Source organism: Arthrobacter sp. 05T444 (genome assembly GCF_056395905.1).
The window spans coordinates 95,187-107,275 of record NZ_JBFTKK010000011.1; the positions used below are offsets into that span (position 1 = coordinate 95,187).

Consider the following 12,089-nt stretch of genomic DNA (forward strand, 5'->3'; position numbering starts at 1 on the left):
AGCCCTATGAAGCGCAGCCGGATTGGGGCAACATGTGTAGTGCGGTCCGCCACAGACGTGGCACCTCACCAGTTCAGCCCTTAAGGAGAATCCTGTGCCCACTGTGCTCAACCCGTACCTTGGCTTCCGCGACAACGCCCGCGACGCGATGACCTTCTACCAGTCTGTCTTCGGCGGAGATCTGGTTCTCAGCTCGTTCGGGGATTTCCAGGCCAGCCAGGACCCCTCCGAAGCGGACAAGATCATGCACGGAATGCTGACCACGGACACCGGTATGGTCCTCATGGGCGCCGATACGCCCAACTCCATGGACTACACGCCGGGGAACACCATCTCGGTCTCTCTCAGTGGCGACGACGACGCTGAGCTGCGCGGCTACTGGGACAAGCTGTCGGTCGACGGCGGCTCCGTCACAGTGCCGCTTGAACAGGCGCCGTGGGGTGACACCTTCGGCATGTGTACCGACAGGTTCGGCGTTGCGTGGCTGGTGAACATCGCCGGTTCGCAGGCAGCGCCTGCTTCTTAACAGCGCAGCGGCGCAACGTTACGGCGGCGCAACCGGCACCTGAAGGATCTCTGCAGTCGACCATTTCACCAGTCGATCACTTCACCACGGCCGGTTGCCCGCCGTTCCCTTGAGGTACGGGCGGCCCGGTGCAACGATGGATGCGTGCAGCCTATCCTTGATTTCCTTGCCCACTACTGGTGGCTCGTTTTTCCACTGAGCGGGCTGGTCGGTGGTTGGACCCGATCATGGTCCAAAGCGAGCGAGCGCAGGCACCAGCGCAGGATCGAGCTCTACCGGCTCAGGAACCAGGCAGTGACCGCAGAACGAGCCAGCGAGTCCGAAGTGGCGGCACTGCTGGCCGCACATGATGACGTGAACAGCAGGTGGCTCGACTATGAGCTTGATGTCGGAAAGCTTATCGACTATCCGGTCATGACGGATGTCCGGGAGCCCCTGACTGTCGCGTTCCTGAGGGCAAAGCGGGAAGCGGACGGACTGCGTCCTGCCGGTCCGGGGGATGTGGAGAGCAGGTCGCGCCTCGATGAGTACCGGGCGGCCGTGCGCGGATACGAAGTCGCCTTTGACGTCGCCGAGCGGGAGGCACGGAGAATCAAGGACAGCAACTTTTCCGGGCCAGAGCGCCAGCGTCTGGCCACCGCCCGGAAGTTGCTGCGGATCGCTGAGGATAAGGCCGCTACGCCCGCCGAGCGACAGACCGCCTATAAGCGGGCGCGGCGGGAGCTGGACGGTCTGATCGCCCTGCCGGACGCCACCCGGGCGGCGCTGGAAGCGAAGATCGCGGGGATGCTGGACGCCGCCTCCTGAAACCATCGCGGGCGGCCAGGCGGGGGCGGTCAGGCGGGAGCGCTCAGCGGGGAGGGCTCCAGGCCCACTCGCGGATCTCCGGAAGATCCTCAAAGTGCTCACGAATATACTCGGCGTGGGCTGCCAGCTGCCGGTTGCAATGATCGGCCAGGTCCTCCGCTCCCGGGAGCTCCCGGGGCAGCCGCCGCAGTGCTTCCAGCGCCAGGTGGTAACGGCTCATTCTGTTGACCACCACCATGTCGAAAGGTGTGGTGGTGGTTCCCTGCTGGCTGTAGCCCCGGACGTGGAACCGTTCCGGGTTGGGACGCCCATGCAGCAGCTGGTGGAACGAGCGGGCGTAACCGTGCCAGGCGACAACGACATCGCACTTGTCGGTAAACAGGTGGCTGAACGCAGTGTCGTCGAGGCCATGCGGGTGGGTGTCCCGGGGCGGCAGCACCATGGCGTCCATGACGTTGACCACGCGGATCCGGGCCTGGGGCACGTGACGCTGAAGCAGCCAGGCCGCGGCCAGCGCCTCCTCCGTGGGGATGTCCCCGGCGCAGGCCAGGACAAGGTCAGGATCGGCGGTGGTCGCCGGCTCCTCGTTGCCGGCCCAGTCCCACCGCGATGCACCGGCCGCGGCGTGGGCCCGCGCTTCCGCCAGGGTGAGGTACTGCGGATGGGATTGCTTGTCCACGACGACGAGGTTGACGTAGTCCGTGCTCAGCAGTGCGTGCTCCGCGGCCACGAGCAGCGTGTTGGTGTCCGGCGGCAGATAGATCCTCGTCACCTCGCCCGAGAGTGAAAGCACGGTATCGATCAGGCCCGGGCCCTGGTGGCTGAAGCCGTTGTGGTCATTGCGCCAGCACGTTGAGGTCAGCAGGATGTTGAGGCTGGGAACGGGGGAGCGCCATTCGAGGTCACGCGCATGCTGCAGCCACTTGGCATGCTGGACGGCCATCGAGGCGCTGACCATGGCGAACGCCTCATAGCTGGCGAAGAACCCGTGCCGGCCGGTCAGGGCGTAGCCTTCCAGCCAGCCCTGGCAGAGATGCTCAGACAGCACCTCCATCACCCGTCCGTCAGCGGAGACATGATCCGCCGGAGCATCCCCGGCCTTCGGCGGAACCAGGAGGCACCTGTCGGTCGCCGCGAACACGTCGCCCAGGCGGTTGCTGTTGGTCTCGTCAGGGCAGAAGAGCCGGAACCGGGGCATATCTTCTGTGGCGCGGTAGAGATCGCGGAACAGTTCCCCGAGCGGTTTGGTGGTCTCACTGCTGGTGGAGCCGGGCCGGCCCGGCTCCACCGCGTACTGCGCCAGATCCGGGATGACGAGCGGCACCGACGGCTGGCCGTTGGCCCACGGCGCAGATCCCATCCTCAGCCTGCCTTTGGGCGCGAGCGCGGCCAGCTCAGGAACGAGCCTCCCCTCGGCGTCGAACAGCTCTTCGGGTCTGTAGGAACGCATCCACTGTTCGAGCAGCGCGAGGTGTTCCGGATTGTCCTTGACGCCGGACAGCGGAACCTGGTGGGAACGGAAGGTTCCCTCCACCGGGCTGCCATCCACCGATTCCGGACCCGTCCAGCCCTTGGGTGTCCGCAGGATGATCGCGGGCCAGCGGGCCGCGGCTGTGACACCGTTGCTGCGGGCGTCCGCCTGGACTTCCCGGATGGTGGCATAGGCACCGTCCAGCGCGGCCGCCATGGCCCGGTGGACGGCGTCGGGCTCGTCGCCCGCAACGGTGACCGGATCCCAGCCGTTCGCCCGCAGGAGCGCCTCCACCTCCTTGTCGGAGCGGCGCCCCAGCACCGTGGGCCCCGAAATCTTGTGCCCATTGAGGTGGAGGATCGGCAGGACAGCGCCGTCCCTGGCGGGATTGAGGAAAAACGGAGCCACCCAGGAAGCGGCCAGCGGTCCAGTCTCGGCCTCGCCGTCACCGATCACGCAGGCGGCAATCAAGTCCGGGTTGTCCATGACCGCCCCGGTGCCGTGCATGAGCGAGTACCCCAGCTCACCGCCTTCGTGGATGGATCCCGGCGTGGCGGGCCCGACGTGGCTGCCGACCCCTCCTGGCGTCGAGAACTGCCGTGCCAGCCGCCTCAGGCCGGCAAGGTCCTGGCTGATGTCCGGATAAATCTCGGAGTAGGTGCCTTCCAAATACACGTTCGCCACCACCGATGGGCCGCCGTGTCCCGGGCCGGCGATGAAAAGGACGTTCGCGGCCGTCCTGCTGATCAGCCGGTTGAGGTGGACGTAGACCAGGGACAGCCCCGGTCCTGTGCCCCAGTGCCCGAGAAGCCTCGGTTTGATGTGGAGGGATTCCAGCGGTTCACGGAGCAGCGGATTCTCCTGGAGGTAGATTTGCGCCACCGTGAGGTAGTTGGCGGCATTCCAGTACCGGTGCAGCAGCTCAAGATCTTCAGCCGATAGTGCTTCGGCTGCGTCGGTGTTGTCCGTGCCCATGCCCCGTGCCTCTCGTCGGATCTGCTCCAGCGTTGACGGCCACAGTCTAACCCCGGAGTTGGCGGCCCAATCCGCGGCAAGGTGGGGTCGACGTCAAGAAGGTGAGATCAGATCCAGTTCGGTGCTGCCGGCACCTCGGGTAGGACTGTTCCGTTCTGTTCGGCGGTGACACCGGAGATGCCGCGGCCGGTGGCCCAGCGGACCACGTCTGCGAGCGTGCCCGAGATCACCAGCGGCGCGTCCGCCCCGGTGTCGCCGAACGTGAGCTCGGTCCCCGTCACCTTGATGAGGAGCCCTGTATCGGTGCCGCGGGTGTGCCAGGCGCCGGCGATGTCCTTCAGCAGCCGACTGAGTACCGGTGCGGGGATGTCGGTGAAGGTGGCGCCGTTGTTCAGGTCGACGGCGTGGACCCAGACTTCGCGGGTGCGCATCCACACTGTCTCTTCGGCGGGGACGGTCCGGCCCTGGACGGTCTTGACCTTGTGGTGCCAGGCGTCCTCGGGCAGGTCGCGCCACTCGACGTTCAGGTGCACGGCGGAATGGTCGAAGAGGTTCCGCAGCGCGATGGGGCTGAGCGTGGCACCGAAGTCGATTTCGTGGTCCCGCACCGACGTGGAGGCGTACATGGGTGTCTCCACGCCGGTGCCCGCCCACTCGACCAGCCGCGCGATGGCCCGCGCGTTGTAGCCGATGTGCGCCGTGACGTGGCGTCGGGTCCAGCCGGGCAGCAGCGAATCACCGTCGAGGTCCTGGTCGGAGAGTTCGTTGAGTTTGCGGGCGAAGAACGCCGTGCCCCGACGCGCCTGCAGCAGCCCCTCGAGCAGCTCCGGGTCCGTGGTCTGGTCGGTGCGGGCGGCCATCAGGCTTCCTTGACCACGCGGTTGTTCAGCTGGCCCAGGCCCTCGATGGTGGTCACGAGGACCTGGCCTTCCTGCAGGTACCGCTTGGGGTCCTGGGCGTGGCCCACCCCGCCGGGCGTGCCGGTGGCGATGACGTCGCCGGGGTTCAGCGTGATGATGGTGGAGATGTAGGAGACCAGGAATTCCGGGGTGAAGACGAGGTCGCCGGTGGGGGTCTGCTGCTGGATCTCGCCGTCCACTGCGGAGGTCATCAGCGGACCGGCGGAGAACTCATCCTTGGTCACCAGGGCCGGACCGAACGGAGTGCTGTTCTCCCAGGTCTTGCCCTGGAGCCACTGGATGGTGCGGAACTGGTAGTCGCGCATGCTGATGTCATTCAGCACGGAGTAGCCGGCGATGTGCTCTGCGGCGTCCGCTTCGCTGATCCGGCGGCCCTTCTTGCCGATCACGACGGCGAGCTCGGCTTCCCAGTCCACGGTGTCCGATTCCTGCGGGAGGGCCAGGTCATCGTTGGGGCCGATCAGGGATTCCTGGTACTTCGCGAACAGGGTGGGGTACTCCGGGATATCCCGGCCCATTTCCTTGATGTGGTTGCGGTAGTTGTGGCCCACGCAGATGATCTTGCCCGGGGCAGGGACGACGGCGGCGAGGTCGGCGCCGTCGAGCGGGTGCGTTGCGCCGCTGGCCGCCTTTGCCTTCTCTTCCCAGGCGGAGTCGCGGAGGAGTTCCCCGACGTCGGCGAAGCCGTCGATTTCGGTGAGGGTGTCGCCGTCCTGGCGGACGGCCGTGGTTCCAGTTTTATCCCCAATGGAGAGGCGGAGGGTAAGGAGTCTCATTTACTTGCGTCCTTCGGTGTAGGTGCGGTTGAAGTTCAGGCGTTCGAGGATGGGGGCGTCGCTGAAGCGGAACAGGTCAAACTCCGTCTCGGCCTGGAGGGACCATTCCTGCCAGGACGGGACGACGAACAGGTCGCCCTTGGCCAGGGTCCTGGTTTCGCCGTTCAGCACCACGGTGCCGGTGCCCTCGAAGACCTGCCAGACACTGGAGCCGACCTCGCGCAGCGACTCGGTGGTGGCGCCGGCGCGGAGGCGGTGGAATTCGGCCCGGATGGTGGGCATCACGTCCCCGCCGGTGGTGGGGTTGGAGTACCGGATGGCGGCGTGGCCCTGGGACACGGTGGCCGGATGCCCCTCGTCCTCGAGCAGCAGTTGCTCGCGCAAGGCCCGGTCGGTGTGCTCCCAGCGGTACGCGGCGATGGGGGAGTTCGTGGTGTCATCCAGGCCCGAAAGCGGCCGCAGGCCCGGGTGCGCCCAGAGCCGTTCGGACCGGGAAATGTCAGGGGTGGCCTCGTCCGTGACGCGTTCGGTGCCGAATTCGAAGAACCCGGCGTCCGCATAGTGCACGAACGGGATGTCCAGGCCGTCGATCCAGGCCATCGGCTGGTCGGTGTCGTTGTGGTGGCCATGGAAGTTCCAGCCCGGCGTCAGCAGGAAATCCCCGCGGCGCATTGCCACCGGATCGCCGTTGACCACGGTCCAGACGCCTTCGCCCTCCACGACGAACCGGAACGCGTTCTGGGAGTGCCGGTGTTCCGGGGCGGTCTCGTGGGCGCCGAGGTACTGGATTGCCGCCCACAGGGTAGGCGTGGCATACGGCGTACCGGACAGGCCAGGGTTCGCCAGGGCAATGGCGCGGCGCTCACCGCCCCGGCCCACCGGGACCAGGTCCCCGGCGCGGGCGGCCAGCGGGTACAGGTCGCTCCAGCGCCAGACATGCGGCACGGCCTTCGGGGACGGGACCATCGGCATCAGGTCCGCGATCTCGGTCCACAGCGGGATCAGGTTACCGCTTTCGAAGTCGCGGTACAGCTGCTCGAGCTGGACGGTCTCTTCGGCCGTCGGCTCCGGGACGGTCTGCCCGGCGGCAACTGATTTTTGCGTTGCGTTCTCGGCGCTGATGGACACAGGGGCCTCCTCGGTGGGTGCGGATAGCGTTTGGGCGTACATCCGACTGTAGAGACCTACCGATGTGATCCCCACGATATTCTGCCTGCCAGAATTATCTAGGGGGTAACCCGCTGGGAGCGCTTAGCCCGGCTCGGCGGGATTGGCGGCGATGTCTATTTCCAGCTGCCGCCGCGTCTCCAGCATCACAGCCACCAGGCCGGCATCGAACAGCCTGCGGAACCTGGCCACCGGAGTGGCGACGCTGAGGGCGCCTACCACTACGCCCTTCCCGTTGTGGAGGGCCATGCCCAGGGCGCTGATCCCGTCCTCGGTCCCTTCGAAGTTGGCGGCAAAGCCGTTGGTGCGGACGGTCTCCAGTTCCCGCAGGAAGGCCGGATACTCAGCGTCCGGAATACTGTCGCCGCCGATCTCAGCGTTCTGGCTGCGGAACAGCTGGTCGATCATCGCAGGCTCAAGCTCGGCGAGCATCGCCTTGCCGCCCGACGCCTTGCTGGCCGGCAGCACTGTGCCCTGCCGGTCACCCACGCGGAGAACATTGGTACTTTCAACCGTGTCCAGGAACCGGACCTTTGTCCCCACCCGGATCATCAGGTTGACCGTCTCGTTCACCCGGGAGCACAGCAGCTCCATATGGGGACGGGCCAGGTCTCTCAAAAGCCGCGTCCAGCTGACCCCCGCGGGACCCGCCCCCATGGCGGGCCCCGGCACGTAGCGGCGGGATTCATCCTGGACCGCAAAACCGCGGTACACCAGCATGGCTAAGAGCCGGTGGGCAGTGGAGGGCGCAACCCCGAGCTCCTTCGCCGCATCCTTCAGACGGAGGCTCCCGCCGTCGCGCAGCAACTGAAGCAGCTGGAGCGCGTTGTCCACCGCCTCAATGGAGTATGTGGGTTTCTTCTGGAGGGGCAAGTTCTGCACGACAGAATTTTATAGGTTCCCGATGGCGACTGCCACCACAGTGGTGGGATGAATCACATATCTTCCGCTGCGGCGCCGGAGCGGTCCACCAACGGCGCAACCCTGGCGGCCGGGCCCTCGTCCCGGTTCCCCAAACAAACTGCCATGGCAGTTCTTGTTTGCTGGCTCCTGGTCGTCTTCGACGGCTACGACCTCATCGTGTACGGCACTGTGCAGTCGTCGCTCATCAACGACACCGGCTGGGGCCTGACGAAGGCCACAGCCGGCACCGTCGGTTCCATGGCTTTCCTGGGCATGATGATCGGCGCCATATTTGCCGGCCGGATGTCTGACACCTTCGGGCGCCGCCGGACGATCCTGGGATGCGCGATCGTGTTCTCGGCCTTCACCATCCTGTGCGCCTTCGCTCCGAGCGCCCCTGTCTTCGGCGGGCTCCGGCTGCTGGCCGGCATCGGGCTCGGCGGGCTGGTTCCCTCGGCCAACGCGCTGGTGGCGGAACTGGTGCCGGCAAAATGGCGGTCCACCATTGCCACCCTGATGATGTCCGGTGTTCCGATCGGCGGCTCCATTGCAGCGCTGGCGGGCATTCCGCTCATTCCTGCCTTTGGCTGGCCGGTGATGTTCCTCATCGCGGTTCTGGCACTGCTCGTTGTCATTCCGCTGGGATATCGCTACCTGCCCGAGACTCTGGCCCCGGTGCGTGCCGGTGGCCAGGCCACGGAACCTGCCGGCTTTGGTTCCCTGCTCCGCGCCCCTTACGTGGGCATGAGCGTGCTGTTCGCCATTTCCACCCTGGTGACGCTCTTCGCCTGGTACGGCCTGGGCACCTGGCTGCCCAACCTCATGCAGCTTGCGGGCTACAACCTTGGCTCAGCACTGACGTTCGCCCTGGCGCTGAACCTCGGTGCTGTCGCCGGCTCGGTCATCACCGCCTGGGCAGGCACGCGCTTCGGACCCATTACGACGGCGATAGCGGCGGCCGCCGTCGCCGCCGTCGCCCTGGTGGTCCTGGTGGCGGGGCCTCCCGTCACCGTCGTTTATCTGATGCTGGTTCTTGCAGGCGTCGGAACGCACGGCACCCAGTGCCTGATCATTGCGGCGGTGGCCAGCCACTACCCGGCGCACCTCCGCGGCACCGCGCTGGGCTGGGCACTCGGCGTCGGCCGCATCGGTGCCGTCGCGGCGCCCCAGGTGGGTGGGCTGCTGCTCGCAGCCGGCCTGGGCGTCAATTCGAACTTCCTGGCATTCGCGGGAGCGGCCGCCGTGGCCGCCGTTCTGCTCGGAGCCATCGGAATCAAAATCAATTCAAAAACCCCAACCTCAGTAGGAGCTCACAATGTCTGACCGGAAAACGTCCACCGATGTCCTCGTGATTGGCGGAGGAATGGCCGGCCTGGCCGGAGCCCTGGCGCTGCGCGAGAACGGCGCCGACGTGACGCTCGTTGAACGTGCACCGGAATTCGGCGAGGTCGGAGCCGGCCTTCAGATGGCCCCGAACGCCTCACGGGTTTTGAAGCGGTGGGGCCTTCTGGACAAGGCGCTGGAGATCGGCGTCCAGCCCAAGCACCTTGTTTTCCGCGATGCAGTCACCGGCGAGGAGCTCACCCGCCAGACGCTCGGCGGCGAGTTCGAGGAACGCTACGGCGCGCCGTACGTCGTGATCCACCGCAGCGACCTGCACCGGGTCCTCCTGGAAGCTTGCCAGGATGCCGGCGTCCGGCTGGTCAACGACGTCATGGTGGAAAGCGTGGAGACCGTGAACGGCCGGGGCGTGGCCCACACCGCCGGGGGCACCGACTTCGAAGCCGATGTTGTGATCGGCGCCGACGGCCTCAAGTCCACCCTCCGCCCCGCAATTGCGCAGGACGGCCCCGTCTCGTCGTCCTACGTCGCCTACCGGGGCACTGTGCCGATCACGGAGAACACCCCCAAGGCCGATCTGGAAGACGTCATCGTCTACCTCGGACCGGACTGCCACCTCGTGCAGTACCCGCTGCGCAAGGGCGAACTGCTGAACACCGTGGCCGTCTTCAAGTCGCCGTCGTTCGAGCGCGGCGAGGAGCAGTACGGCGGCGTGGACGAACTCCAGGCCGCCTATAAGGACTGTGTGCCGGCAGTCCAGGAGGCGCTCAAGAACCTGGCCACGGGCATCCGCTGGCCCATGTACGACCGCGACCCGATCGAAAACTGGGTTGCGGGCCGGATGGTTCTGATGGGCGACGCCGCGCACCCGATGCTGCAGTATCTCGCCCAGGGCGCGTGCCAGGCCCTCGAGGACGCCGCTGTGCTGCAGGACGCCAGCCACGGCACGGTGTTCACCGACGGCGGCGTGGACCCAGCCGCCTGGGACCAGGCCATCAGCGACTTCAACGCACGGCGTGCCGCCCGGACGGCCCGCGTCCAGCGCACCGCGCGTGTCTGGGGCGAGTCCTGGCACGTTTCGGGACTGGCTCGGACCCTGCGGAACCTGCTCTTCAAGAGCCGCAAAGACGGGGACTTCCAGTACAACGACTGGCTGTACGGCCAGGACAACGACGGCGTTCCCGCCGCCTCGGCCCCGGCCGGCCGGGTCAGGGTGCCCGCCTGAGCCCTCGGGTTCCGACAACGTCAACAGCTTGTCCAGGAAGGCCGGACGCGGCAAAAACCGCGTCCGGCCTTCCTGTGTCCCCATAAGCTGGAGATGGACCGAATCGGGCGGCTCGGTGTTCAAGGCGCCGTGTGCAGGACGGCGCTTTATCCAAGAGGCACTGTGATCAGGAGGCATCGTGGCCAATTCATCCTCGGGTGAATCCGTCATCCGCCGCTTCGTCACGATCGTCGGCGCCTTCGACGAGATCCATCGAAGCATGACCGTCGCGGCCCTCGCCCGCCGCACCGGACTGCCCGTCACCACCACCTACCGGCTCGTGGACGAAATGCTGTCCGAGGGCCTGCTGGAGCGGGGACCGGCCGGCGTGCAGATCGGCACGCGCCTCTGGGAACTCGTTTTCCGCAGTTCGCGAATGCTCGGACTCCGCGAGGCCGCCCTGCCCTTCATGGAGGACGTCCAGGCCGTAGTCCAGTACTCCACCACGCTCGGCATCCTCGATTCGGACGAGGTGCTCTACATCGAGCGGCTCGGCGCCAGCTCGTCGATCGTCAACATCACCCGGATCGCCGGCCGGCTTCCGCTGCACGGCACCTCGTCAGGCCTGGTCCTGCTGGCCCACTCCGCCCCGGAATACCAGGACAGGATCCTGTCCCGGCCGCTTAAGAAGTACACGGAAACTACCGTCACAGACCCGCTGGCCCTCCGCCGGCAGCTGGCTGAGATCCGGCAGCGCGGGTACGCGGCCATGCCCGGATTCATCGTTCCCGAATCCAGCGGCATCGCCGTACCGGTCACGGGCCCCGACAACACGGTGATTGCAGCCCTGAGTGTGGTGGTGCCGCGCAACGAGGAAAACATCCAGACCCGCGTCCCCGTGCTCATGGCAGCCGCCCGCGGCATTTCCCGGTCCCTCGGCCGGCGAGAACAGCTCACGGGTACGGTGCGGCAGAGCAGGGACGTCCCGGATTACCGATGAACGGAAATGATGTGGTTCCCTTCACATCCGCCCTGCCAGTCTGTGGTGAGAGGTAAAAGAACCGCACCAAACACTGCGGAGCAGAACCGGTAGAGACCCCGTACGGGGCCACCCCACCCCACACACGAGCCGACCCGGCTCTGTTTCGTGCTGCCCGCAGGATCGGTGCCCGATCACACCAGCCGCATCGGAGCGGCAGGAGGAGCATGCAATGAACGCCAGTCGGGTAGCAGGAAAAACCGCGGTGGTCACCGGCGGCAGGGGAGACCTGGGCAGCGCCACTGTCCGCCTCCTCGCAGAGCACGGCGCAAAGGTGGCCAGCCTGGACATCGCCGGAACGCCGCCGGCTGTGAGGCACAGCGGTGTCACCGAGTACGACGTCGACGTCACCAATGAGGACAGCGTCGCCGCCGCGGTGGCCAGGATCCGCAACGACCTCGGCGCCCCCGACATCCTGGTCAACGCCGCCGGCATTATCGGCCCGGCAGGAGCATCGCACACCGCCTCGGTCCCGGACTTCGACCTCATCTTCAACGTGAACGTCAAGGGCGTCTGGCTCATGACCAAGCATGTGGTGCCCGGCATGATGGAAAACAAGGCCGGGAGCATCATCAACTTCTCCTCCATCCACGGGCTCACCGGCGGCCGCAACGTCCCGCTCTACCATGCCACCAAGGGGGCAGTCCGGCTCCTGAGCAAATCAGATGCCGCCGCCTACGGCGCCCACGGAATCCGCGTCAACTCCATCCATCCCGGATCCATGAACACCAGGATGAGCCGGCGCTCCGCGGAGCAGTCCGACGTCGGAGCCGAGCGCTACTACAGGCAGCTGGTGGGCTCCAACCCGCTGCCCCGGCAGGGCGAGCCGGACGAAATCGCCTACGGCGTCCTCTACCTGGCGTCCGACGAGTCCCGGTTCACCACCGGCTCCGAACTTGTGATCGACGGCGGCTACACCGCCGTCTGATCCGCGCCTGCGAGCGCCGCACCATTCCTTCC

At 66.6% G+C, this 12,089-nt stretch carries 11 protein-coding genes; 6 read left to right on the top strand and 5 right to left on the bottom strand.

The window, feature by feature from the left end:
- Positions 1–94: 94 nt before the first annotated feature.
- Positions 95–526: a VOC family protein gene (locus AC1DD3_RS12500; protein ID WP_230117239.1), complete on the top strand. Its 432-nt coding sequence runs from the start codon at positions 95–97 to the stop codon at positions 524–526.
- 144 nt (positions 527–670) lie between these two features.
- Entirely contained in the window at positions 671–1,333 is a 663-nt protein-coding gene (locus AC1DD3_RS12505; protein ID WP_230117238.1) for a hypothetical protein, read from the top strand.
- Positions 1,334–1,376: 43 nt separating this feature from the next.
- Here the strand turns inward: AC1DD3_RS12505 and AC1DD3_RS12510 are convergent, their stop codons facing one another.
- The 5 genes from AC1DD3_RS12510 to AC1DD3_RS12530 form a co-directional block, all read right to left on the bottom strand.
- A complete protein-coding gene (locus AC1DD3_RS12510) occupies positions 1,377–3,779 on the bottom strand; it encodes a phosphoketolase family protein (protein ID WP_476881816.1) in 2,403 nt (800 codons plus the stop codon).
- A gap of 107 nt (positions 3,780–3,886) precedes the next feature.
- Positions 3,887–4,639 carry a maleylpyruvate isomerase family mycothiol-dependent enzyme gene (locus AC1DD3_RS12515; RefSeq protein ID WP_230117236.1) on the bottom strand — a complete coding sequence of 251 codons (753 nt, stop codon included), beginning with the start codon at positions 4,637–4,639 and terminating at the stop codon, positions 3,887–3,889.
- Positions 4,639–5,475: a fumarylacetoacetate hydrolase family protein gene (locus tag AC1DD3_RS12520; RefSeq protein ID WP_230117235.1), complete on the bottom strand. Its 837-nt coding sequence runs from the start codon at positions 5,473–5,475 to the stop codon at positions 4,639–4,641. The genes AC1DD3_RS12515 and AC1DD3_RS12520 overlap by 1 nt, the downstream gene beginning before the upstream one ends.
- Positions 5,476–6,603: a cupin domain-containing protein gene (locus tag AC1DD3_RS12525; protein WP_230117234.1), complete on the bottom strand. Its 1,128-nt coding sequence runs from the start codon at positions 6,601–6,603 to the stop codon at positions 5,476–5,478.
- Between the two features lie 123 nt (positions 6,604–6,726).
- The gene (locus AC1DD3_RS12530) at positions 6,727–7,524 is read right to left on the bottom strand and encodes an IclR family transcriptional regulator (RefSeq protein WP_230117233.1); all 798 of its coding nucleotides are present in this window, start codon (positions 7,522–7,524) and stop codon (positions 6,727–6,729) included.
- 48 nt (positions 7,525–7,572) lie between these two features.
- Here AC1DD3_RS12530 and AC1DD3_RS12535 point away from each other — a divergent pair, with 48 nt between their 5' ends.
- The 4 genes from AC1DD3_RS12535 (at position 7,573) to AC1DD3_RS12550 (ending at position 12,057) form a co-directional block, all read left to right on the top strand.
- Entirely contained in the window at positions 7,573–8,868 is a 1,296-nt protein-coding gene (locus tag AC1DD3_RS12535) for an MFS transporter (RefSeq protein ID WP_476881817.1), read from the top strand.
- Entirely contained in the window at positions 8,861–10,111 is a 1,251-nt protein-coding gene (locus AC1DD3_RS12540) for an FAD-dependent oxidoreductase (protein WP_476881818.1), read from the top strand. Before AC1DD3_RS12535 ends, AC1DD3_RS12540 begins: the two co-directional genes overlap by 8 nt.
- A gap of 178 nt (positions 10,112–10,289) precedes the next feature.
- A complete protein-coding gene (locus tag AC1DD3_RS12545) occupies positions 10,290–11,090 on the top strand; it encodes an IclR family transcriptional regulator (RefSeq protein ID WP_476876825.1) in 801 nt (266 codons plus the stop codon).
- 211 nt (positions 11,091–11,301) lie between these two features.
- Positions 11,302–12,057: an SDR family NAD(P)-dependent oxidoreductase gene (locus AC1DD3_RS12550; RefSeq protein WP_476876824.1), complete on the top strand. Its 756-nt coding sequence runs from the start codon at positions 11,302–11,304 to the stop codon at positions 12,055–12,057.
- Positions 12,058–12,089: the final 32 nt, after the last annotated feature.

Coding starts and splice junctions, on each gene's coding strand:
- AC1DD3_RS12510 (WP_476881816.1), bottom strand. CDS start 3,779: ATGGGCACGGACAACACCGACGCAGCCGAAGCACTATCGGCTGAAGAT.
- AC1DD3_RS12515 (WP_230117236.1), bottom strand. CDS start 4,639: ATGGCCGCCCGCACCGACCAGACCACGGACCCGGAGCTGCTCGAGGGG.
- AC1DD3_RS12520 (WP_230117235.1), bottom strand. CDS start 5,475: ATGAGACTCCTTACCCTCCGCCTCTCCATTGGGGATAAAACTGGAACC.
- AC1DD3_RS12535 (WP_476881817.1), top strand. CDS start 7,573: ATGAATCACATATCTTCCGCTGCGGCGCCGGAGCGGTCCACCAACGGC.
- AC1DD3_RS12540 (WP_476881818.1), top strand. CDS start 8,861: ATGTCTGACCGGAAAACGTCCACCGATGTCCTCGTGATTGGCGGAGGA.
- AC1DD3_RS12550 (WP_476876824.1), top strand. CDS start 11,302: ATGAACGCCAGTCGGGTAGCAGGAAAAACCGCGGTGGTCACCGGCGGC.